General features: G+C 62.5%; 16 protein-coding genes. 8 read left to right on the top strand and 8 right to left on the bottom strand.

Annotation, left to right across the window (positions count from 1 at the left end; genetic code table 11):
- Positions 1–176: 176 nt before the first annotated feature.
- Positions 177–824 carry an FMN-binding negative transcriptional regulator gene (locus tag AC6H4Z_RS00700; RefSeq protein WP_497544806.1) on the bottom strand — a complete coding sequence of 216 codons (648 nt, stop codon included), beginning with the start codon at positions 822–824 and terminating at the stop codon, positions 177–179.
- Positions 825–930: 106 nt separating this feature from the next.
- On the opposite strand from AC6H4Z_RS00700, the gene AC6H4Z_RS00695 reads away from it, so the two are divergent.
- Positions 931–2,697 (top strand): hypothetical protein, encoded by a 1,767-nt coding sequence (locus AC6H4Z_RS00695; protein ID WP_497544805.1) that lies wholly within the window; start codon positions 931–933, stop codon positions 2,695–2,697.
- Between the two features lie 54 nt (positions 2,698–2,751).
- Entirely contained in the window at positions 2,752–4,053 is a 1,302-nt protein-coding gene (locus tag AC6H4Z_RS00690; RefSeq protein WP_497544804.1) for an MFS transporter, read from the top strand.
- 52 nt (positions 4,054–4,105) lie between these two features.
- On the opposite strand, the gene AC6H4Z_RS00685 is transcribed toward AC6H4Z_RS00690, so the two are convergent.
- A complete protein-coding gene (locus tag AC6H4Z_RS00685; RefSeq protein ID WP_497544803.1) occupies positions 4,106–7,348 on the bottom strand; it encodes an ankyrin repeat domain-containing protein in 3,243 nt (1,080 codons plus the stop codon).
- A 305-nt stretch (positions 7,349–7,653) separates the two neighbouring features.
- Here AC6H4Z_RS00685 and AC6H4Z_RS00680 point away from each other — a divergent pair, with 305 nt between their 5' ends.
- Entirely contained in the window at positions 7,654–9,414 is a 1,761-nt protein-coding gene (locus AC6H4Z_RS00680; protein WP_497544802.1) for an N-acyl-D-amino-acid deacylase family protein, read from the top strand.
- A 96-nt stretch (positions 9,415–9,510) separates the two neighbouring features.
- On the opposite strand, the gene AC6H4Z_RS00675 is transcribed toward AC6H4Z_RS00680, so the two are convergent.
- The gene (locus AC6H4Z_RS00675; RefSeq protein ID WP_497544801.1) at positions 9,511–11,844 is read right to left on the bottom strand and encodes a S9 family peptidase; all 2,334 of its coding nucleotides are present in this window, start codon (positions 11,842–11,844) and stop codon (positions 9,511–9,513) included.
- A 126-nt stretch (positions 11,845–11,970) separates the two neighbouring features.
- Between AC6H4Z_RS00675 and AC6H4Z_RS00670 the strand changes: the two genes are divergently transcribed.
- Both AC6H4Z_RS00670 and AC6H4Z_RS00665 read left to right on the top strand, forming a co-directional pair.
- A complete protein-coding gene (locus AC6H4Z_RS00670) occupies positions 11,971–14,376 on the top strand; it encodes a S9 family peptidase (protein WP_497544800.1) in 2,406 nt (801 codons plus the stop codon).
- 31 nt (positions 14,377–14,407) lie between these two features.
- On the top strand, positions 14,408–15,676 hold the full coding sequence (locus tag AC6H4Z_RS00665) for a M24 family metallopeptidase (RefSeq protein ID WP_497544799.1): 1,269 nt from the start codon (positions 14,408–14,410) through the stop codon (positions 15,674–15,676).
- Here the strand turns inward: AC6H4Z_RS00665 and AC6H4Z_RS00660 are convergent.
- Positions 15,673–16,299 (bottom strand): transglycosylase SLT domain-containing protein, encoded by a 627-nt coding sequence (locus tag AC6H4Z_RS00660; RefSeq protein ID WP_497544798.1) that lies wholly within the window; start codon positions 16,297–16,299, stop codon positions 15,673–15,675. The two genes, AC6H4Z_RS00665 and AC6H4Z_RS00660, sit on opposite strands and share 4 nt — an antisense overlap.
- A gap of 8 nt (positions 16,300–16,307) precedes the next feature.
- A complete protein-coding gene (locus AC6H4Z_RS00655; protein WP_497544797.1) occupies positions 16,308–16,511 on the bottom strand; it encodes a DUF350 domain-containing protein in 204 nt (67 codons plus the stop codon).
- A gap of 201 nt (positions 16,512–16,712) precedes the next feature.
- Here AC6H4Z_RS00655 and AC6H4Z_RS00650 point away from each other — a divergent pair, with 201 nt between their 5' ends.
- The gene (locus AC6H4Z_RS00650) at positions 16,713–17,498 is read left to right on the top strand and encodes a VOC family protein (RefSeq protein WP_497544796.1); all 786 of its coding nucleotides are present in this window, start codon (positions 16,713–16,715) and stop codon (positions 17,496–17,498) included.
- Positions 17,499–17,515: 17 nt separating this feature from the next.
- On the opposite strand, the gene AC6H4Z_RS00645 is transcribed toward AC6H4Z_RS00650, so the two are convergent.
- The 3 genes from AC6H4Z_RS00645 to AC6H4Z_RS00635 form a co-directional block, all read right to left on the bottom strand.
- The gene (locus AC6H4Z_RS00645) at positions 17,516–18,055 is read right to left on the bottom strand and encodes a YaeQ family protein (protein WP_497544795.1); all 540 of its coding nucleotides are present in this window, start codon (positions 18,053–18,055) and stop codon (positions 17,516–17,518) included.
- 19 nt (positions 18,056–18,074) lie between these two features.
- Complete coding sequence (locus AC6H4Z_RS00640) at positions 18,075–18,326, bottom strand: hypothetical protein (RefSeq protein ID WP_497544794.1); 252 nt, start codon at positions 18,324–18,326, stop codon at positions 18,075–18,077.
- Positions 18,327–18,474: 148 nt separating this feature from the next.
- Entirely contained in the window at positions 18,475–21,939 is a 3,465-nt protein-coding gene (locus tag AC6H4Z_RS00635; protein WP_497544793.1) for a S41 family peptidase, read from the bottom strand.
- 139 nt (positions 21,940–22,078) lie between these two features.
- Here AC6H4Z_RS00635 and AC6H4Z_RS00630 point away from each other — a divergent pair, with 139 nt between their 5' ends.
- Together AC6H4Z_RS00630 and AC6H4Z_RS00625 are read left to right on the top strand one after the other, a co-directional pair.
- Complete coding sequence (locus AC6H4Z_RS00630) at positions 22,079–23,023, top strand: serine/threonine-protein kinase (RefSeq protein ID WP_497544792.1); 945 nt, start codon at positions 22,079–22,081, stop codon at positions 23,021–23,023.
- A gap of 33 nt (positions 23,024–23,056) precedes the next feature.
- Positions 23,057–23,920: a class I SAM-dependent methyltransferase gene (locus tag AC6H4Z_RS00625; RefSeq protein ID WP_497544791.1), complete on the top strand. Its 864-nt coding sequence runs from the start codon at positions 23,057–23,059 to the stop codon at positions 23,918–23,920.
- The last annotated feature ends 33 nt before the right edge of the window (positions 23,921–23,953 follow it).

The raw sequence follows: 23,953 nt of genomic DNA, 5'->3' as shown, positions 1-23,953 counted from the left end.
GAACGAAGCCTTCGAGGAGAAGCGCCGCTGTGCGACGGCCCAGACGCTAAAGCGCTCGCGACGAGGAGCCATCCCGCCAGGCGATGCCATCCCAGACCCACGCCTGAAACGCAAGCGGCACGCACGCCTGCAACAACCAATGAAAGGTCGCAGGAAGCTGTGCGTACGCAGTGTCGCTAGCCGGGTTGAGGGCGACGCGCCGCAACGATGGACGCGACTTCGTGTTCGCGCGCCGTGCCGGCCGCGTTGAGACCGTCGATCACGCCGGCAATGTCATCACCCACGCGATTCTGACTCATTTTCCATTTTCCTTCGAGTCGTTCGATCTGAACTGTGATGCCCACGATTGCCTTCAATTGCTGCCCGATGTAGTCGCTAGGCGCATCGCTCACGTGCCAAGGACTCTCTCGACCGCCCTCGTGCCGCTGCGTGAGTCGTTCGAGATGATCGCGGAGAAACGCGGTATCGTCGTGAAGACGCAGTGTACCGTAGACGTGAACCGCGACATAGTTCCACGTGGGAACGACACGCCCAGTCTCTCGCTTCGTCGCATACCATTGCGGCGTGATATAGGCATCGGGACCGGTGAAGATGACGAGAGCGTCGATGGCCGCCGACGGATCGGTTCTCGCTTGCGGATTGGCTCGCGCGAGGTGCCCAAACAGTGTCCCGAACGGGCCGGCCGAGCGATTTAGAAGAAGGGGTAGGTGCGTGGCGGAGAGCGCGTCGGACGCCGCCGAGACGAGAATGCCAAGCGGATGTGCGTCGAGATAGTCGAAGAGCGTCGGCAGGTCGCTCTCGGCGAACGAGCGTGGAGTGTACATGAAGCAAGTATTCTATCGCGGCCTTATGCGCGCTAGGCGTCGCGTCCGTGACCCCTGCGCCCCGCCCGCCCGCGCCGTACAATTCCCGGGTCTCCAACCGCCTCCAATGACCGACATCTCCCGCCGCGACTGGGTCAAAACCATGGGCGTCGCCAGCGCTAGCGCACTCGCCGCGCCCGATCTCTCGATTCTCACTCGGACCGCCCCCGGCGACATCGTCGATCTCACGTCGACCAGCGAGATCTTCACGCCCCCGCGCGGCCGGTCATTCATGAAGTTCAGTTTCGACTTTCCTGAACCCTCCGTGGTCTTCGGCGACTACCGCTTCGGCTTTCTCGTCTTCACCGAAGAGAACACCTACGGACTCGATCGCACGAAGCTCCGCGCCGATGGCTCGGGCGACGCCATGCGCATCACCTGCGATGGATTCGTCTGGGCTGGCGGTCAGGAGAAAGCGCCCGGTCGGCTCGTCGCCACGCTCAAGCGCACCGGCTCTACTATAGAATGGGACATCGCCGTCGAGATGGAGCGGCCCATCAAGACCGTCACGACGATTGTGCGCGGTGTGCCACGCGGCCAGGTATCGACAGGCGGCGGTGGATTCACTGACATGCGCGACGGTGAAGTGCTCGCCGGCTACACGTTCGGCGCGGGCGATTTGCACGGACCGGGCGCCAACGCGGGGATGACGACGCCGCTACTCATGATCCAGGCGTCGCCTACCGATGTGTTCTACATCTCGTCGTTGGATACTCTCGTGCGGCCCAAGCGCTTCTATCTCGCACCTGGCGAGACGAGCTATCGCGTCGAGGCGATCTATGAACACGCCGCTTGGCGCAACGATCGGCGCGTGCTGATACCGACGTGGCGACTCGGGCGCGCGGCGTCGGCCGACGAAGCGACGGCGCTGCACATGGCGCACATCGAGCGCGCGTATTCGCTGCCCGCGTGGGAGACGCGCTCCGACGTGCCCGCGTGGATGCGAAACGTCGCTCTCGTCACGACGCTGCACGGCCAGCACTACACCGGCTACATGTTCAACGATTACGCGAAGATGCTCGAGACACTGCGTTGGATGGCCACGCAGATTCCGCCCGAGCGCGTACTCGCGTTCATCTCGGCGTGGGATGGCCGATACTACTGGGATTATCCGATCTACCGCGCGAACGATCGCATGGGCGGCGCGGCCGGATTCACGAAGCTGGTGACCGAAGCGCAGAAGATGGGCTTCAAGATCATGCCGATGTTCGGCATGAACTCGGCGAACAAAAAACTTCCCATGTGGCCGACGATCGCCGATGCGCTCACACACAAGATCGATGGCGATGAGTACAATCTAAACTGGGTCGACTGGAACAACGATCGGCACCAGGACGGTTGGCTCGGCTACATGAACCTCGGCGTCGACTCGTGGCGCAATCACCTCGAGGGGCGCATCGCCGACATGATCGAGCGATACAAGGTCGACGCGTATTTCCTCGATATTGCCGGCGGCCACGTCAACAGCACTAATGGCGACATGCACGAGGGAACCAAACGCCTCGTGATGAATCTCAAAGCGAAATACCCGAACGTGCTCGCCGTCGGCGAAATGCCGTACGACGCACTGCATCAGTTCCTCCCGGTGTATCACGCTGGCGGCGGTGGCGCGTGGCGGAAGTACAGCCGCTTCTTCTCGCACCTGAGTGCCCCGGCACCGGGACGCGGCAGTAGCGGCGTGCACGAGTCCGGCTTCGGTCGCTTCAATACGGAGACGCTCGGGCTATCACCCAACGCCATTCCCACACTGCAGGTCGTCGACGACACGTTCTCTGCTCATCGCGACACCATGGCCGCGATCATCGCGCGGGCAAGGCAGCGAGCGGGCATCTAGCAACGAATCGGTCGCGCATGTCGGGGGACTTCCCAGTCCTTCGCATGTTACGGTATGGCACCGAACAACACGACCGCGACGCGATCGCGCGTGCACTACGCGTGGATCGTTCTCGCCGTCACGTTTCTGACGCTGCTCGCGTCGGCCGGAATTCGGTCGGCGCCGAGCATTCTGATCATTCCGCTCGAGCAGGAGTTCCATTGGAGTAGAGCGACGATCTCGGCGGCGGTTTCGCTGAGCATTCTGCTCTACGGCCTCATGGGTCCGTTCGCCGGCGCGTTGATGCAACGGCTCGGCGTCCGCCGCACGACGATGATCGCGATGTCGATGCTCGCCCTCGGGGTATCGCTTGCGACGTTCGTCACGCAGCCGTGGCAGCTCATTCTTCTCTGGGGCATCGTCGTCGGACTTGGCACCGGAATGGCGGCGATCGTGCTCGGCGCAACCGTGGTGAATCGCTGGTTCGCAGAGCGGCGAGGATTGGCGCTGGGAATTCTGACGGCGAGCACGGCGACGGGTCAGTTGGTATTTCTGCCGATGCTCGCGTCAGTGATCGAGCATCACGGTTGGCGCTGGGCTGTATGGATCGTTGCGGGCGCGGCAGCGCTGACGATTCCGATCATCGCGCTGTTCATGCGCGATGATCCGCGCGACGTCGGACTCGCGCCGCTTGGAGCCGAAGCTATCGTTGCGAACTCCGCGAGCCGCGCCAACCCGGCGAAGGTTGCGTTACTCGCGCTCAAGGACGGCGCGAAGTCGCGCGACTTCTGGCTCCTGTTCGCCACGTTCTTCATCTGCGGCGCATCGACGAATGGGCTGATCGGCACACATCTCATTCCCGCGGCGCATGATCACGGAATTCCCGAGGTGCGCGCCGCGAGTTTGCTCGCTCTCATGGGAATCTTCGATCTCGTCGGCACGACGGGATCGGGATGGCTATCGGATCGATGGGATAGTCGCTGGCTGCTTGCGTGGTACTACAGTCTGCGCGGTTTGAGTCTGGTCTTTCTACCATTTGCGCTCGGCGGTCCGCAGACGAGTCTGTTGATTTTTGCCGTGTGGTACGGACTCGATTGGATCGCCACCGTTCCGCCAACGGTGAAGCTGGCGACGAATGCGTTCGGCGCAGAGCGCGCGCCAATCATGTTCGGTTGGATCGCAGCGGGACACCAACTCGGCGCGGCGATCACTGCGTTCGGCGCCGGTTGGATTCGCACGACGCTCGGCGACTATCAGTACGCATTCTGGGCGTCGGGTTTTCTTTGCCTTGCCGCAGCGATGCTGGCGCTTGGCGTCGGACGAAAGCCGAAGACGGTCAGTTCGGTGGTCTCGGGCGGAGTCGTTCCGGCTCAGTGAGACGGGCTGAAAGCGCGATCGTGGAGTAGACCGCGATCGCGCTTTCTTTGGCTCAGGCGTCGGACTTCGACCGCAGTAGTGCCGCGACATCGTCGAGACCTCGCTTTTCCGCCATCTCGATTGCGGTCAGTCCCTCGTTGTTGCGACGACTCGGATTGGCGCCGCGATCGAGAAAGAGTTTCGCGATCTCGTATGCCTTTGCTTCATCATCTGGCAGACGCATGAGTGGCGTAACGCCATCGGACAGCTCCAGTCTTGCCAGACTCGGATCGGCGGTGAGCAGCTCGCGAAGGCGGTCGAGCTTTCCGGCGAAGGTGAGACTCCAGACATCACGACTGTGCGGTGCGAGCAGCTCGATGACGCCCTGACGTCCACCCCATCGCGCGTGATCGAATGGCGAGTTGCCCCAATTCTTCTCCACGGGGTCGATCTGTGCGCCGTGGTCGATGAGGAACTTCACCGCGTTGAGCGAGTTGGCCCACGCGGCAACGTGCATCGCTCGCTCTTCCGATTCGTCCTGCACCTCGATCGACGTTCCCAACTCGAGCAGTAAGCGCATGGCGTCGACGTTGTCGCGCGACGCGGCAGTGAACATTGCTCTCGGCGAGCGGATGAACGCTGGATGTTGTACGGCGAGCCGCTGGGCTTCGGTCCGATCGAGCCGTAGTGCGGCTGCGACAAACCGATCTTCGTCGGAAACCTGATACGTGCTCGGCTTCGCGCCGAAGCGCACGAGCAGGTCCGCCATCTCCGTCTGGCCGCTTCGCAGCGCCAACTCGTGCAGTGTCGGCACGGGCTTGGGTTTCGAGGGCTGCATGTCGCCAGACTGCGCCGAGCGTTTTGCGCGCTTCTGTTGCTGGAGCATAGCATTGGGATCGGCGCCGTGCGCGAGGCACCACTCGGCCAGTTCCAGGTCGCGGTGATCGATGGCGATCTTGAGGAAGTACCGCGCTCCCTCACCGAAGCCACCCATGCCGATCATCGACCACGAGGGATCGTCCCAGTCCGCCTGTCGGCCAGTCTTTACGCTATGCTCATGAATCAACTTCAGGAGCCAGAGAACCTCGCCGTGAAAGTGAATGTTGTAGAACACCTGCATGTCATACGGATCGGCGCCGCGCTCGAGTAGCAGTCGCGTCAGCTCGTCACGATGCGGATGCGGTGGACGATCCTCCTCGCCTTCACCGATCACGCCGGTGAGCGGCGAATAACGGCTTCCGCCCGCCATGAAGTACGAGTTCGGATCGGCGCCGTTGTCGAGCAACAGCTTCGCCATTGCGAGTGCGTTGTCGTTCGATGCCGGGTTTTCCAAGCGCGTGAAGCAGAGATACAGCAGCGGTTCCCACTTCGGAAAGCTCGCGCCCGTGGCGTCGACGACATACGTCATCCCCGCGGCGCCATACGAACCCTTTGGTCCACCCTTCTGCCGAGCGAGCTCCGGACGCGCGGCAATCGCCTTCTGGACGTACGCGAGATCTCCGCAGACCACCGCGGTATAAATACTGTCGTGCGCGATGTCGGGGTTCTTTTGGAGGATTCGACCCGCCGTGTGCAGCGACAGCTGATGCGCCGGGCGACCACGCACATGGTGATCGGGACACGCGTTCGAGAGGAAGCGCGCAACGAGTGTCGCCCGATCCTTTCCACGTGGCGGCTCAGTTGGCGCATACGCGTCGAGCAGGGCAACGATGTCGGTTGTTCCCTGCACGACCGCGATCTCGCGGAGCGTACGGCCCTCAGGGTCGCGAGCTCGGGTGTCCGCACCCAACTCGAGCAATGCGCGCACGGCATTCGGCTTGTTGTTCACGACGGCGAACGCGAGCGGCGTCCACCACGACTTGGTCCATTCGTCCGGGCCGGGCTCGCGGAGCAGACTGCGACCCATCGTGTCATTGATCGCGCCGGGAGCGCGATCGAAAATTCCGCGCAGCCGATCAACTCGATCGAATGAGATCGCGTCGAAAAAGTCGATGGGGCCTTGAAGAATCAGATCGCGAAGCTGCGCGTGCCGCGCGTAGTCCGCCCAACCCGCCGGTGTGCCGCAGTACCTGGAATCGCGCGCGGTAACGCTCGCACCGTGCGCTAACAGCACTCGTGCTGCCTCTGTGTTGCCGCGAAATGCCGCGGCGTGAAGTGGCGTGTATCCGATCGTACCATCGACTGACGTCTCTTCGGTGTCCGTTGCGTCGGCTGACGCGCCGTGCTGAATCAGCGTCTCGACTACGCGCGCCGGTGCCTGCTCGGCCGCGCGGATGATCAGCGTTCCCCATCGCCCACCTGGTTGCAACGAGCCTGGATTCTCGGCGAGTACACGATCGACGTCGCGATCGAGAACGATCGCTGATGGAACACCGAGTTTTGCGCCGTGTTCGAGCAGGCTGACGACCATTCCCGTTTCGCCATTGAGCGCCGCCTGATCGAGCGGCGTTAGACCGGCGGCGTCGAGTGTCTCGGTGTCGGCGCCAAGTTCCAGCAATACGCGCAGCGAATCCGGCCGCTTCTTGAGGATTGCGAGATGCAGCGGACGGCGGCCAAGGTTGGGTTTGACCATTGAGCGGTCGAGATCCTGGCTCCGCGCTGCGGCAATCGACCGAATAGCATCCAAGTCGCCGAGTGCGGTGGCGGAGAAGATCGTTTGCCGGGCGCCGAGGGCGAGGAGGTACGCGGCAACCTCGGTGTGGACGTTTGTGAAGCACGTCGCCCACCCAAGCACCTCGAGCTCGTGATCGTCCCCTTCGCCGATCGTGTCAGAGCCATGCTCGACAAGCAGCTTCACAAGCTCTAACTGACCATTCTCGGCGACGAAGTGGATCGGCATCGCGTTGTCGCCTTCATCGCGGATATTCGGATCGGCGCCACGGTCGAGCAACAGCTTGGTCGTTGCGAGATGACCAGACCCGGCAGCATGGTGGAGCGCGGTGCGAAGACCGAAGTGCCCGGGCCGCAACCCACGTTCGCTGACGATGTCCGGAAATTTCTCGAGCAGTTCGGCAACTCGGTCAGTGTCACCGCTGCCGGCGGCTTCGAGCAGCGACGCGATCGCCGACTCGCGTTCACTCGGCGGAGCGGCGTTCGATTCGACCGCAGCCTTCAGCTCGACCCAGCCCGTGAACTCGTGCTCGAGCGCGAGCGCATGTTGCACGTCGCGCAGCGTTGGTTCGACTGGAGCTTTCGGGTACGCAGCCTCGAAGCGCGTGCGCGCTTCGACGTTGTTGTCGCGAAGCGCTTTCAGCCACCGCTTCGCCTCCCTCTTGAGCGACTCGAGGGTACTCTGGGGCGTGAGTTTCCTACGCATGTGAAACCTTCCTCCGAAGGGCGTGCCTGAAGTCCGCTTAACACAGGCTGGAGAAAGGTTCGGAGCGAACCACGAACCTTCAGCTGGGTGGAAGCAAGCTCCCTTGCCGCGGACAGGAGGCGCCCCAGAAGCGCTCTGCTTTAAGCATGTCTGCGCCAATCGTGTCCGTCAACCGGATGCCGATCGCGGCCGCGCCCGGCATCCTGGCGACAGGTCGACCAAACTGGTACACTGGATGAGGGAGCTCGAGCGTACTGACCTCTGGCTGTCGCGTTCGCCGGAGGGCCACCGAAACTGGAGATCGCATGCGAGGCAAGGCAGTCCTGAGTCGTCACCTACTCTCAAATGGCGCGGCGCTATGCGTCGCGTTGAGTGGCATCAGCGCCTGCGGCGGCGCACCGGCTCCCAGCGTTGTCGCGCAGGCGGGTCGGTCCGCGAACGCTGATTCGGCGTATGACGTCATCATCGTAAACGGCAAGATCGTCGATGGAACCGGAAATCCATGGTTCTTCGGCGATGTCGCGATTCGCGGTGACCGTGTCGTGCGCGTCGTACGCCGGGGCATGTTGGGCAACGCGCCTGCGCGTCGCCGCATCGATGCTACGGGCAAAGTCGTCGCGCCTGGGTTCATCGATGTTCAGGCGGGCGGACCGTACCTCGCCGGCGACGGTCGAAGCGTTAGTAAACTCGTACAGGGCGTCACGACGGAGATCATGGGCGAGGGTTACACCTCGGCGCCGATCAGCGACCTATCCCTCGCCGATCTCGCCGCGTCGGGACCTGCGGCCGTGGCATCGGCGAAGCGGTTTCAGGGACCGCATGGCTTCGATGCGTGGCTCCGCGCCATGGAAGCGCACGGTGTGTCACCGAACGTTGGTGCGTTTGTTGGAGCGAGCACGCTGCGCGAATACGGAATGGGCCTGCGGATGGGCGCTGCGAGCGGCGCGCCACTCGACTCGATGCGCGTCGCGCTGCGCAACGCAATGGAAGACGGTGCCTTCGGTCTCGGCTCGGCCTTGATCTATCCGCCGGGCAATTTCGCCAGCACCGAGGAGTTGATCGAAGTAGCAAAGGCCATGGCCCCATACGGCGGTCTGTACATCACGCATATGCGCTCCGAGGCTGATCAGGTCCTCGAAGGCATCGATGAAGCGTTGCGTATCGGCCGTGAAGCCGGCGTGCCGGTGGACATCTACCACCTCAAGGCGGCCGGCATCAAGAATTGGGTGAAGCTTCCGGCCATGATCGCAAAGATCGATTCGGCACGGACTGCCGGCCTCGATGTGCAGGCGACGATGTATCCGTACACCGCCGGCGGCACTGGACTCGCCGCATGTCTGCCTCCCTTTGCGTCGGCCGACGGCAAGCTGATGCAGAACCTCGCCGATCCTGCGGCGCGCGCGCGAATACGCGCCGAAGTGGCCCACCCAACGAGCTACTGGGAGAGCTTGTGCGAGTACGCGTCGCCAGATGGCGTGCTACTCACCGGAATGCGCAACCCGGAGAATCAGCAGTGGGCCAACAAGCGCCTCTCTGCAGTGGTCGCGGGCACCAAGAAGGATTGGCTGGACGCAGTGATGGACCTGTTGCTCTCCGAGAAGGGCAACATCGGCACCATCTACTTCCTGATGAATGAGAATGATGTGAAAACGATCCTCAAGCAGCCTTGGATCATCATTGGAACCGACGCCGGCGGAATGGATCCCGACAGCGCACGAGGCGGAGCACACCCGCGCGCCTACGGCACATACAGCCGCATCCTCGGCAAGTATGTGCGAGACGAGCATGTCATCTCGTTGGAAGACGCGGTTCGCAAGATGAGCGGCGCCGTCGCCAAGCGTCTGCTCATTTCCGATCGCGGTCTGCTTCAGGAGGGAATGTACGCCGACGTAGTGGTGTTCGACCCCGCCACCGTTCAGGAACTCAGCACGTACGAGAAGCCGCACCAGTTATCGACGGGCGTGCAAACGGTGTTCGTAAATGGCGTCGAGGTCGTTCGCGACGGAAAGCATACTGGTGCCAAACCAGGTCGAGTCGTTCGGGGAGCTGGCTGGCGCGGTAAGTAGAGGTTTAGGGTTTTAGAAAGAAACGAGCTCGGAGTCGGGAGTTAACCTCCCTTCTCCGAGCTCTAAATTGTCGAACCCTAATTTCCTGCAGTGCGATCAGGGCTGGGGCGTTGCTTCGCCGGCCATCTGCGGACCGTTTCCACCGACAGAAGTCAGCACGTCGCGCCACGCGAACTTCTTGCCGCTGCCGCGCACGTAGAAGTCCATCCACGACATCTCGGCCACAGCCTTCACGTACTGATTGCGGGCGTCGGGAATGCCGTGCGTCGAACCCGGGTACACCCAGAATTCATTCGGAACGCCGAGCTTGGAGAGCGCCATGTGCATCTCTTCGCTCTGCGGACGCGGCACACGCGGATCGCCATCGACGACGTGAATGAACATCGGCGTCTTGGCGTTCTTGATGTACGCGATCGGTGACTGCTTCCACCAGTTCTGATACTCGGTCGGCGTGTCCCAGTACATCTTGTCGCCGAGGTACCACTGACGCAGGCGCTGCGTGTCGCTCTGACTCCACATCGACACCCAGTTCGCGACGCCGGCTCCCGAGCTGATCGCCTTGAAGCGCGTCGTGTGTCCCTCGAGCCAATTCGAGTAGTGACCGCCAGCGCTCCAGCCGAGCGCGCCCATCTTCGTGCTGTCGACCATGCCCTGCGCGATCAGGTAATCGACGCCGGTCATGATGTCTTGCGTGCCCTTCGTGAAGTAGTCGCCCTGCGCTTCGATCTTGAACTTCTCGCCGTAGTTCGTCGACTGACGATAGTTCGGCTGCAGCACCATGTAGCCGGCGCCCGCGTAGACCTGCGCGCTGTAGCCGCCGTTGAAGCTGAGAATGTCAGCAGCGGCCGGTCCGCCATGGATCGCGACGATGAGCGGATAACGCGTGCCCGGCTTGTAGCCAACCGGCTTCACGAGCACACCGCTGACCATGCGTCCGTCGGTCGACTTCCAAGTGACTTCTTCTTCGTCGCCGAGCGCGACTTCACCGTTGACCCACGGATTCGGATCGGTGAGGCGAGTCCACTTCGACTTGTCGCCAACGTCGCGGAGTGAGCCGACGGTGTACATCGACGGCGGCGTCTTCGGATCGCTGTAGTTGATGATGATCTTGCCCGTCTCAGCGTCGCGACCGATCGTCGCGGCAGCCTTGAGATCGGTGAGTTGCTTCACGTCGCCGTTCGCAACGGACACCGCAAAGAGCTGCGTCGTGGCGTGAAAGCCCGTGTTGAAATAGATCGTGTCGCCCTTCGCCGACCAGAAGCCGTTTTCAACGCCGTCGCCGCCGCCGCGACCAATGCGTACGTCGTAGTCGAACGTGCCGCCGAGCTTTTTCCACGGCGCCGTTGGGTTGGCGATCGGACGAACGTAGATCTTCTCGAGATGCATGAACTTGAAATCGTCCGGCGCGGAGAACGCCACCATCTTGCTGTCCGGCGAGAAGCTCACCGAGCCCTCGGCGATGTCCGTGTTCTTGGTCAGACGTTCGATCTTGCCGCTCGCGATCTCGAGGAGATAGAGATCGGCGTAATCGTTCTGCTCGAGAATGCCGCGCTCGTATCGGCTGGCCGACATACCGTGGTAGCCGATGTACTTGCCGTCAGGCGAGATGGTGACATCGGAAACGCTGTACGCCGGATCGCTGACCAGCTTCGTTTCCTGCTTCGACGCGACGTCGAATGACCAGAGGCTGGACAGAGACGACGCGGGATTGCGTGGCTTCACCGTGAACTGCTTGTCGTTGCGCGCGCGTTCGTCGCGGTCGATCGAGTCGGGCGTGACGAAGTAGACTTTGGAGCCGTCGGGCGACCACTGCCACGTGCCAATGCCGGTCGCGTGACGCGTCCACTGTGCGGCGTGTGGAAGGTCGCCAGACCAGAGGTCGGCGACACTGAGCGCGTAGAGCTGCTCGTTGTCGCTGCGTCCGCTGGTGTAGACGATCGACTTGCCGTCTTTCGTAAAGTTGAATTGCGACACGCCGTCGCGCGCATCGGTCACGCGCTTGGCTTCGCCGCCATCGAGGCGCATGACGAAAACCTGATTGCGTCCGCCACCGCCACCGCCAGCTGCGCCGCCACGTCCACCGGCAGCAGCACCAGCTGGCGCTGCACCGGTCGCGTCGCGATCGGAGAGGAACGCGACGAACGATCCGTCCTTCGACCAACGCGGATTCGTTTCGTTCTTGTCCTTGGTGAACGTGAGCTGGCGCGTGCTCGACAGACCTCGGTCAGTGGACACGAGGTAAATGTCGGACTGCCGCTTGGCCTGATTCCAATCAGGAGTGCTGATGGTGTACAGCATCATGCGACCATCGGGGCTCAGGTCTGGACCTGCGGCCTGCCGCATGTTCTGAACGTCGAGGAAGGTCATTGGGCGCTGCTGCGCGCCGAGCGATCCGGCGGCGAGAAGCGCGACGAAGGTCTGGCGAATCACCGATGTCTCCGAGAGTGGGGCGTCAGCCTCTAACATGGTGAGTCGCGAGCGGGCGCGCTATGTTCGACGCCGTTCGACAGGGCCCCAATCGTTGGCATACCAAACTCGGCGGACCGAGGAAATAGGATGCGGAATTCACTGGTGTATGGTGCACTGGCCCTTGGCCTGGTCGGCGCGCTCGGAGCGCAGGGCACCGCGGCCGACTACGCGCGCGCGGCGCAGCTCAATACGCGCTTCCAGGGCCTTGCCCTCAATGTCCCCGACCGTGCCACCTGGATTGGCAGGACGTCGCGCTTCTGGTATCGCCGCACGGTAAAGGGCGGCTTCGAATTCATGGTCGTCGATGCGGCGACCCAGGAGAAACGCCTGGCGTTCGACCACGCCAAGCTGGCTACGGCGCTCAACGCGGCGGCGAACGCGCAGTTCACCGCCGTCACACTGCCGTTTGTTGAGCTGTCATTCACCGAGGACGAAAAGGCGATCCAGTTCGCCGCGGCCAACTTCAACTGGCGCTGCCAGGTAGCCGACTACACGTGCGCCAAGCTCGGTCCGGCCGCGACGGGCGGGCGCGGTGGTCGAGGGGGCGGTCCCGCGGTCGACGATCAGGCGGACCAGCTTCCGTACGAGGGTCCGTGGGACGAAGACGATGGACTGGTCGCCGAGGTGTTGGCGCAACGCGCTCAGCAACAGCGCGGCGCGCAGCAAGCGACCGACACGATGACGCGTCGAGCGCCGGACGGGCAGCAGGAGGCGTACGTCCAGAACTACAACCTGTACGTTCGCGCGGTTGGTTCACGAGCGGGAACGGCGTTGACGACCGACGGATCGGAGGGCGGCGCCTACACCCTGCAGTCGGTGGCCTGGTCGCCCGACTCGAAGAAGATTGCCGTGTATCGCGTGACGCCGGGGTACAAGCGACTCGTGCGGTACGTCGAGTCGTCGCCGGCCGATCAACTGCAGCCGAAGTACATGGAGCGAACGTACGCAAAGCCAGGTGACGTGCTCGACGTTCGCGAGCCGGTTCTAGTGAATGTCGAAACGAAGCAGACCGTTCGCGTGGATCGTGCGACGTTCCCGAACGCGTATCAGATGTTGCCGTTCACGTGGCGACACGACAGTCACGCGTTCACGTTCGAATACAATCAGCGCGGTCATCAGATCTATCGTGTGATCGAGGTCGATGCGATGCGCGGGACGACGCGCACGGTGATCTCAGAAGAACCGAAAACGTTCTTCAACTATCGAACGGCGACAGGCGGCCTGTCCGATTCAGGAAAGCGCTTTCGTTTCGACATCGGCGATGGCAGCGAGATCATCTGGATGTCGGAGCGTGATGGCTGGAATCACCTCTATCTCTATGACGGCGCCACCGGCCGAGTGAAGAATCAGATCACGAAAGGCCAGTGGGTGGTGCGTGCCGTGGAGAGGGTCGACACGGCGCGTCGACAAATCGTGTTTCTCGCCGGCGGAGTGAATCCCAAGCAGGACCCGTACTTCACGCAGTACTACCGCATCAACTTTGACGGCTCTGGTCTCACGCCGTTGACTGACGCTGACGGCACGCATGCGATCACCTGGTCGGGTGACAGCACCTACTATCTCGATACGTGGTCCCGCGTCGACCTTGCGCCCGTGCTGACGCTTCGACGCACCAGCGATCATAAAACACTCATGGACGTCGATCGCGCCGATATGACGGGGTTGAGTGCCGCCGGTTGGCAGGCGCCGGAGGTGTTCGTTTCAAAGGGTCGCGACGGCACGACGGATATCTGGGGCGTGATTTTTCGTCCGACGAACTTCGATCCGAGCAAGAAGTATCCGGTGATCGAGTACATCTATGCCGGACCTCAAGGCTCGTTCGTACCAAAGACGTTCTCCGTGAACAGCGGCATGCGCAACCTGGCCGAGTTGGGCTTCATCGTCGTGCAGATCGACGGGATGGGGACGTCGAATCGGTCGAAAGCTTTTCACGACGTTGCGTGGCAGAACCTTGGCGACGCCGGATTCCCCGATCGCATTCTGTGGCACAAGGCGGTCGCGGCGAAGTACCCGTACTACGACATTTCACGCGTCGGCGTCTACGGCACATCAGCGGGCGGCCAGAACTCACTCGGCGCAATGCTCTTTCATCCGGAGTTCTACAAGGTTGCCGTATCCGCCGCTGGGTGTCACGACAACCGGATGGACAAGATCTGGTGGAACGAGCAGTGGATGGGCTGGCCGCTCGGTCCGCAGTACGCTGCGTCGTCGAATGTCGATAACGCGTCGAAACTGCAGGGCGATTTGCTGCTCGTTGTCGGTGAGCTCGATACGAACGTGGATCCGTCGTCGACAATGCAGGTGGTGAACGCACTGATCAAAGCGAACAAGGCGTTCGATCTGCTCGTCATTCCTGGTGCTGACCACACTGACGGCGGTCCGTACGGCCAACGGAAGCGCGACGACTTCTTCGTGCATCATTTGCTGAATGTTGAACCTCCGGCGAGAAATGCCGCCGGTGCGGTGCAGGCTGGACGTAGCGGACAGCGGTAGTACAACTCCTCCCCACGAGACAACGACATCAATGAACAGACGAACTTTCGTGACGCGATCGGCGGGCACCGTTGGTGCAGCAGCTCTCGCGCCGGGCATGGCAATCGAGGCGCACCTTCAACAGGGCGTGCCCGATGCAATCGCGTCGCTCAAGCCGCTGCCCGGCGCAGCCGTTCCGATCACCGACGATGAACGTCGCGCGCGAGTCGCCAAGGCGCAGCGCTTGATGTCGGAGAATGGCATTGGCGCGATTTTCCTCGAGGGTGGCACGAGCATGGTCTACTTCACCGGCGTGCGCTGGGGAAATAGCGAACGAACCTTCGGCGTGGTGATTCCTGCCAAGGGCGAACTCGCATGGGTGACGCCCGGCTTCGAGGAAGCGCGCGCTCGTGAGCTGATCAAGGGCTCGAACGACGTCCGCGTCTGGCAGGAAGACGAGAGTCCGTACAAGGTCATTGCGCAGATCATCAAGGATCGCGGCGCGGCCACGGGCAAGATCGGCTTCGAAGAACGCGTGCGCTTCTTCATCTTCGACGGCGTTCGACAGGAACTTCCGAACGCGACGTTCGTCAACGCGACGCCGGTCACCGCCGGCTGCCGCATGATCAAATCGCCGGCCGAGATTGCGCTGATGCAGCGTGCAAACGACATCACGCTCGCGGCGATCGGTGCTTCGTTCAAGATCTTGAAAGAAGGCATGACGAATCAGGAGCTGTCCTCCATCGTCGGAGCGGCGACGAAGAAACTCGGCGGTAACGCCGATGGCGCGCTCGTGATCTTTGGGAAATACACCGCGTTCCCGCACGGGAGCGTGCAGCCGCAGAAACTGCAGCAGGGCGACGTCGTGCTGATCGACGCCGGATGCACGGTGGAAGGCTACGTCTCCGACATCACGCGCACGACAGTGTTCGGCAAACCGACGCAGCGTATGCGCGACGTGTGGGACGTCGAGAAGAAGGCGCAGAGTGCTGCTTTCGCCGCAGCGAAGATCGGTGCGCCGTGCGGCTCGGTGGACGACGCGGCGCGCAAGGTGATCACGGCTGCCGGTTTTGGTCCCGACTACAAGGTGCCGGGCCTACCGCATCGCACTGGACACGGTATTGGGATGGACGGCCACGAGTGGACGAACTTCGTTCGCGGCAACATGACGAAGATTGCGCCAGGCATGTGCTTTAGCGACGAGCCGACGATCGTGAGCTACGGCGAGTTTGGAATTCGCCTCGAGGATTGTCTGCACATCACGGAGTCAGGTCCGAAATTCTTCACGCCGCAGAGTCCGTCGATCGAAAAGCCAGTCTAAGGAATTCCCGTCAGCTTGGCGTACGTCGAATCGATTCTGCGGACGTACCCGAGCGTCTCGGAGTACCGCCAGCGTTGCACCGTCGGTGCGACAAGTGCCACGCTGGCCCACTCCGGAGCGCCACCGTTGTTTTTCGCCGCCGCGAGTGCGCGCGTGATCGTGCCCTCACCGGCGTTGTAGCTGGCGAACATGAAGTGGTGACGCTCGTCGTCACCGATGTCCTTGCGCCAGAGATCCCAGAGATAGCGATCGTGCATGATGCCCGCGGCGATGTTCCACTCGGGCTGATCGATCGGTCCGAACTCGGGACGATGCGACGCGATTTCCTGATAGGTCGACGGCATGAGCTGCATGATGCCGCGCGCGCCGACCCAACTCGTCGCCGTTGCTTTGAGGCCGCTCTCGGCGTAGCCCTGCGCCTTGAAATACCGCCAGTCGAATGCGGGGCCAAAGTAGCGCTTGGCGTATTTGCGGAACGTCGGGTCGTATTGGCTGATGACCTTCTTCTGTGCGCGCGCCTGTGCGACGCGTTCGACCGCGTTGACCGTCGGCGACGACGTTTGCGCGTTCGAAACGCGCGCGATCGCGGCGATGGCCAGGGCGACACCCAACACGCGGCGCACGAAAGGCCTCACCCGATTGCGCGGCCGACGATCAGCGCGATGGAGAGGAAGAGTGCGGCGATGAAGATCGCAACGGCAACGTTGCCGCGCTTGAGCTCGGCCGGAAAATCGACCTGCGGCGTGAGCCGATCGATGATCCGATAGCTCACGTACATCAGCACGACGCCGAGCGCCGCGTACACCAGGTTCAAGGCAAGAATGGAAAGCTGCACGCCCGCTCCGGTCCGGAGGTGAGTTCTATATACAAAAGACGCATGGCGAGCCCGGCAGGTTTCGATTGGCCGCCAAGCATGGCCTCGCCAAGAAGGACGACCGGGTGGCTAAATGCAACGGTTTTGCTAACGCCATTGCTGGAACCGACGAGGCGTTTCAATTTGCTCGCCCCTGAACACGACGACTGCGGCGAGGAAATCATGCTGACGACCAATGCACTGCGCGGGCGATTTGTCTGGCACGAACTGGCGACCACCGATCCCGCAGCGGCCCAGGAGTTCTACAAGGCGGTCGTTGGCTGGGGAACGAACAAGTTCGAGGGCGGCGGCCACGATTACACCATGTGGATGAATGGCAACGCCCCGCTCGGTGGCGTGATGGAGCTTGTCGCTGAGGCCAAAGCGATGGGTGCGACTCCCAATTGGCTCGCGTATATCGAGGTGCCCGACGCCGACGCCACGGTCGCCACCGCGAAGGATCTCGGCGCCAAGGCTCTAGTGGGACCGCACAGCGCGCCCGGCGTGGGCCGGTTTGCGATTCTCGCCGATCCGCAGGGTGCAACGTTCGCCATCATCACCAGCGCGACGCCGCCCGCCGAAGAAACCGACCCGCAGCCGCGCGAGTTTTCGTGGCACGAGTTGCTGACGACTGATCCCGCGGCTGCCATCGAGTTCTACGACAAACTCTTTGGCTGGGAGTCGAAGGGTGAGTTCCAGCTCGACGAAAACAAAGGCGCGTACAAGATGTTCGGGCGCGACCGGTTCACGTACGGTGGCGTGATGAAGAAGCCAGATGACATGGGCTATCCATCAATGTGGCTGCACTACATCACGGTCGACAGCGCAGACGCGGCCGCGGAACGCGCGACGAAGGCAGGTGCTCGGGTGTTGATGCCTCCGATGGAAGTTCCGGGCGGAGATCGAATCGCAAACCTGATCGATCCACAGGGCGCATTGTTCGCCGTTCACTCCAAGCCAGCGACGTGAATCGCGGCTGATCGATCCTAACCGATGTGGTGGCGCTCGACGACACCGTCGAGCGTTTCACCGCCGATGGTCACGTACAGATGTCGCTCCGTGACCGCGAGATCGATGTCGGTTCGTCGATCCAGCTTTGCAACGAGTCCGTCGATCAGCGCGCGATCGATCGTGTAGATCTCGATACTCTCGGCTCGATGGATTCGCTGACCTTCGAGCGATTGGAGCAGCCCACGCGGGTCTTTGTACGTGTACACGGCGACGCGCGGAGACGCTTTGCTCGCTTTGTGTAGTCGATCCGCGTCGGGCGATCCAACTTCAATCCATCCGCGCAGTGTACCGGTGAGATCACGTATAGTGATCGCCGGCGTATCCGGCTCGGCGAGTCCCTTCGTGAACGCAATGCCTTCTGCGTACTCGAGACAGTAGGCGAGCACGCGCGTGACGAGGTACTCAGTGGTCTCCGACGGCTGCTGCGCGACGCGCAGTGACAGCGTTTCGTAGACGTTCCGGTCGACGTCGGACAACCGAATGTCGAAGTTGTAGATCGTGGCGGTGAGCGCCATGCGAGCGGGGCGGAGAGAGTCAGACTTCTTCGACTTCTCCGAACGTCTGGCGAAGATTCGCCACGTCGCGGCTTCCCGCGATGGCGCCGGCAACGACGGATGCGATGCCGCAGAAGAAGAATGCGAGAAAGGAAACACTCTCGCCAACCGACCACAACATCACTGCGCTCTCGACCGTCATCGTGATCACGGCGGTGCGCTTGGCGATATACCAGCCTTCGCCAAGACGGTCTAGCTCAGCGAGTCGGTGTACTTGATTCGCATCCCACATTGGAACTCACGATACAGACTCGGGGCGCCCGCCGATTTCGGCGAGCGCGAGCGCGCACGACCAACGACCGAGTAGCAACATGAGAACGTACCATTCGCATCGATCGTGCGCGCACTTCACATCAACCAGCTTCCACGCCCGCCCGCGATCAGAGCGGGGGCTTGGCTCGCTTGCCCCAGATCGGCGCGGGCGGTTCCTTCGTCGCACGCTCGACCGGATGCTCCTTCAACTGCTTCATGGCTTCCGCGACGGCACGCTCGAGTTGCAAGTCGTGACCGGCGATCGCTTCCTTTGGCGTGTTCTCGACGTCGATATCCGGCGCCGTGCCTTCGTTCTCGACCGCCCATTTTCCGTCGCGAGCGACGAAGCCACCGCGCGGCGCAATGGCCGATCCACCATCCACGAACGGCGGTGTGTCGGCGGTGTGCACCAACCCACCCCACGTTCGCTTGCCGACGAGCGTGCCGATCTTGCGGTAGCGGAACATGTACGGCATGAGGTCGCCGCCAGATCCTGCCATTTCATTGATGATCATCACCTTCGGACCCCAGATGCCTGCCGCCGGGCTCGTGAACGGCATGCGATCGCCAGCCACGTTGTTGAAGTAGCCGTCGAAGCTGCGCTGGAGAACGTCGATGATGTAGTCGGCCGCCTGTCCGCCACCGTTGTACCGCTCGTCGATGATCGCACCCTTCCGATCTTGTTGAGCAAAGTAGTAACGGTTGAAGCTCGTGTATCCCGGCTGTCCGGTGTTCGGCAGGTACACGTACGCGAGCTGACCCTGTGACAACGAATCCACGACATGACGAGCGTGCTCGATCCACGCGCGCGTACGCAGCGTCTGTTCGTTTGCCACTGGCACCACGGTGACGCGGCGCGCACCCTCGGCCGTTGGCGTGGTGTTCACCGTCAAACTGACCTGCTTATTCGCCGTTCCATCGAGCAAGCGATAGATGTTGTCCGGTGCTTTGAGATCCTGACCATTGATCGCGATGATGTAGTCGCCAACGCGAACGTCGACACCTGGCGACGCAAGCGGCGCGCGAAGATCGGGGTTCCACATCTCGTCGTCGTAGATCTTCGTGATCTTGTATCGGCCGCCGTCGATGACGAAGTCGGCACCGAGCAAACCGCCTGGTACCGCCGCCGGAACATCCGGCATGTCGCCACCGCGCACGTATGAGTGACCGATTGCCACCTCAGCGCCCATCTGATCGATGAGATAATTCAAATCCGCGCGGTGGTTGACGTACGGAAGCAGCGCGCCGTAGAGCTGCTTGACCTTCGGCCAATCGGCGCCGTGCTCGTTCTGCACATACAGATAGTCGCGCTGATTGCGCCACGCTTCGTCGAAGATCTGCTTGTACTCGGCCTTCGGATCGACGTACGCGCGCAGATCGCTCTCGATGCGACCCGCGCCCGCCTGCGGCGGATTGCGATCCGCATCGACGAGGAAGAGGGCAGGACCGGCCGCAGCTCCGCCGCCACGACCACCGCGTCCGCCGCCACCACCGGCACCGCGATAGAGGAGTTTGTGTCCGTCAGCGCTCACGTCGTAGTCGGACACGCCAGTCACGAATGCCGCGTCCCGACGATCGCGCAGCGAATACCGGTGGAGCGTTCCGCCACCGCCCGCACCACCGCGACCACCGCCGCCGGCACCAGCTTCGATGTAGTAGACCATACCGGCTGCGCCGGCCTTCACGTTCGAGTACTGCCGATCAGCAACACCTGGCACAGACAGGATGCGATGTTCGAGACCGTCGAAGTCGATCGTGACGGTCGGCATCGGTGCGCGCGCGGCGGCCTGCGGTCGAGCTTCGCCACCAGCTGCGTCATCCGCGGGCGTGCCGGCGCCGCCTCGTCCACGTCCACCGCCGCCACCCGCTGCCGGTGCTGCACCTTCTTCATCGCTCTCTGGAAGGAAGGGCGACGGATCTGCCTTACGCAGAATGGCCGCGTACAGACCGAAGGTTTCCGTGTGGTCGTAGTTGGTCATGTCCAACCACTGCGACTTGAGACCGAAGTCCGTCGAGGCGAGGAACCAGAGATACTTGCCGCTCGCATCCCAAGCCGGCGACACAGCATCGGCGAGTCCGTCGGTAATCTGTTTCGATACGCCGGTCTCCACGTTCACGACTTCGATCGCGTGATATAGAGAATTCAAATGCTTTGAATAGGCGATCCACTTTCCGTCGGGCGACCACACGGGATTCATCGTGCGGGTCGGCACCATCCACGGATCGCTGCCCATTACCTTTGCGGTTCCGGCGGCGACGTCCACGACCCACAGCCTCAGATTCGTATCATGAAACAGGATGCGCTTGCCGTCCGGCGCCCACGATGCGGTATAGAAGTGACCCGTCGTCGGAATCTTGATCTCGCGCGGCGCGGCTAGGCCGTCGGCCTGCTGGATGTAGAGCGCGTACTCGCCAGAACGATCGCTGAAGTACGACAGCGACTTTCCGTCGGGCGACCATGCTGGCTCATGCTCCGCGCTCGCACTCGTGTTCGAGAGATTGCGAATGTCGCCCTTGTCGGCGGGGATCGTGAAGATGTCACCGCGTGCTTCGACGGCAACACGCTTGCCCGTGGGCGACAGCGCGAGGTTCGTCATGCTGGCGCTGACGTCCTTCCACGTCGGCATCATCCACGGGAAGTCGCCCGCCGCGGTGATGTTGACGACATGCTCCTTGCCTGTCTTCGGATCGAGCAGGTGAATATTGCCGGCCTGTTCGAACACCACGGCGCTTCCATCGAACGCCGCGTCGATCGTCTTCACGTCGTAGTCGCTGAAGCTCGTGACCTGCGAGATCTTCTTGGACTTGGTGTCGTAGGTCCAGACGTTGGCAACGCCGTCACGATCCGAAACGAAGTCGATGACGTCGCTGTTGACCCACACCGGGTCCATGTTCTTGGACTCGGGAGTCGTTGGCGCCGAGAAGTGCGAGGAACCGCGCGGTGCGCCGGCCTGGGCGACGACGAGATCGGTCGTTCCGTTCGGCGTCGTCTCGAGATCAAACGTCTTGAGGTCGACGATCCAGATGGGACGATTCTGTCCGCCGCGATAGTTACGACGCTCTTCGTCCCACGAGTTGTTCATGCGATACGCTACGCGCTTGCCGTCGGGCGAGATCTTGCCCTGATAGGCGCGCGGTAGCGGCATTGGCGTCTCGACACCGCCTTCGACCGGCACCGTCCAGAAGCGCGGCGCGCCACTCGGCGCTTCGCTCGCGCGCGTGGAGTTGAAGACGATCGATTTTCCATCGGGCGTCCAACCCTGCACGATGTCTGCACCGGGATGCCAGGTGAGTCGTTTGGGCTCACCGCCGTCAGCCGCGACGACGTATACGTCGACGTTGCCGCCGTACTGCGCGCTGAACGCGAGCAGCTTGCCGTCGGGGGAGAACTTTGGATTCTCCGTGGTGCCCTGGAAGCTCGTCACTCGCCGCGCTGAGCCGCCGGCTTTGTCGACCGTCCAGATGTTGTTGGCGTAGGCGAACGCGATCTGCGTCTTGCTCACCGTTGGCGAGCGAAGCATTCGAGTTTGCGCATTCGCGACGATGGGGACCGCGACCAGCGCGGCCAGCGGGACCAGGCGGTAACGTGACATCGGACGTGGGGACGGGGTTACACGGACTCCAGAGCGGTCGGGACGGCCGCGGTCCCCTACAAATTGCTCCTGGCAGCCGGTTCGGCTAGGGTATAAAGAAATCGTAGACGTCCAACCCAAGAACTGATACGTTAGCGGCATGCAGGAACTGCGTGAGCGCCTGCAAGAGGCGCTGGGCGACGAGTACCGCATTGAGCGTGAGCTGCCTCGGGGCGGCATGTCCCGAGTGTTTGTCGCGCTCGAAAGCGCACTCGACCGCCACGTGGTGATCAAGGTTCTGGCGCCCGAGCTCACCGCGTCGCTCAGCGCCGAGCGGTTCAAGCGCGAGATCATGCTCGCGGCCAGGCTCCAGCATCCGAACATCGTCCCGCTACTCGCCGCCGGTCAGGCGGGAGCGTCGCTCTACTACACCATGCCCCTCGTGGACGGCGAGTCGCTGCGCGAACGAATCGATCGCGAGCGGCCCATGGCGTTTACCAACGTCAGCCGGATCCTCGAGGAAGTCTCGAGCGCACTCGCGTACGCGCATGGCGAAGGGATCGTGCACCGCGACATGAAGCCGGAGAACGTGATGTTCTTCCACGGCCGCGCTGTCGTGCTCGACTTTGGCATCGGCAAGGCGCTCACGGCCGCGCAGCGCGGCGAGGGCGAAGGACGAATCACACAGGCTGGTGTGAGCTTGGGTACGCCGACGTACATCGCGCCCGAGCAGGCCAGCGGCGATCCGTCGCTCGACCATCGCGCCGACATCTATGCGCTGGGCGTCGTTGCTTACGAAATGATCACGGGGCATCCGCCGTTTCACGGGCGCACTCCGCAGGCGATCATGGCCGCCCATGCTCGCGAGGTCGCCGAGCCCGTCGGGAACAAGCGTCAGGATGTGCCCGTGGAGCTTTCGCGGGTTGTGATGAAGGCACTCGCGAAGAATCCGGCAGATCGACCGCAGAGCGCGGCAGACATCGCACGCGTGCTCACGACGCCAGTTGTCGTGTCGAGATCGCCGATGTCGCGAATCCCGACGTGGATTCCCTGGCTCGTGGCCGCGGTGTCAACGACAGCGGCGTTAGTATTGGCGTTCAAGTAGAAAGCACGGAACGCCGCCACGAGGAGTTGTACCATGCCAATCGAGAACGTCTCCGACACCGCCCGCTGGGTGGCGGTGTATCGCGCGATGGAGACCAAGCGCCCCGACGCAATCTTTCGCGACCCGTTTGCCGAGCGGCTAGCCGGAGCGCAGGGTCAGGAGATCGTCGACTCGATGAAGCGCGGCCGCGCCAGCGCGTGGGCAATGATCGTCCGCACGGCTGTGTTCGACGAGATCATTCTCAACGCGATCAAGAACAACGGCGTCGACCTCGTGCTGAATCTTGCTGCGGGACTCGACGCGCGTCCGTGGCGTCTGCCACTGCCGTCGTCGCTACGCTGGGTCGATGTCGACCTGCCGGGAATTCTCGATTACAAGGTGAAGATGTTGGAGAACGAGAAGCCTGTCTGTCAGTACGAGGCTGTGCGTCTCGATCTGCGCGACGGTCCTAAGCGTCGCGCGCTATTCTCGCAAATCAACGCCGAAGCGAAGCGCGTGTTCATCGTGACCGAGGGTTTGCTCATCTATCTCACGCCAGATAACGTGGCAGATCTCGCGCGCGACCTACACGCCGAGCCACACTTTCAAACGTGGCTCTTCGATCTTGCGAGCCCGCACCTGCTCAAGCTTCTCGCGCGCACATGGGGCAAGCGGCTCGAAGAGGGCAACGCGCCCTTTCAGTTCGGGCCTGCCGAAGGCACCAAGTTCTTCGCGCCATTCGGTTGGCGCGAGAAGGAGTATCGCGCCTCGATGGACGAAGCGCGTCGGCTCAAGCGCGAGATGCCAGGCATGTGGTTCTGGCGCCTCCTGGCCAAGATCGGAACGGCGAAAAAGCGCGCCGAAAACAAGGCCGTCTGGCGCAGCATGTCGGGCAACGTGGTGCTCGAGCGGTCGTAACTCGCCCGACCGCAGCGACATACAGACATTCGA

It is taken from the genome of Leucogemmata humicola, assembly GCF_055379415.1.
Note: the sequence above shows the minus strand (reverse complement) of the source record. Positions and strands in the feature narration are given on the sequence as shown.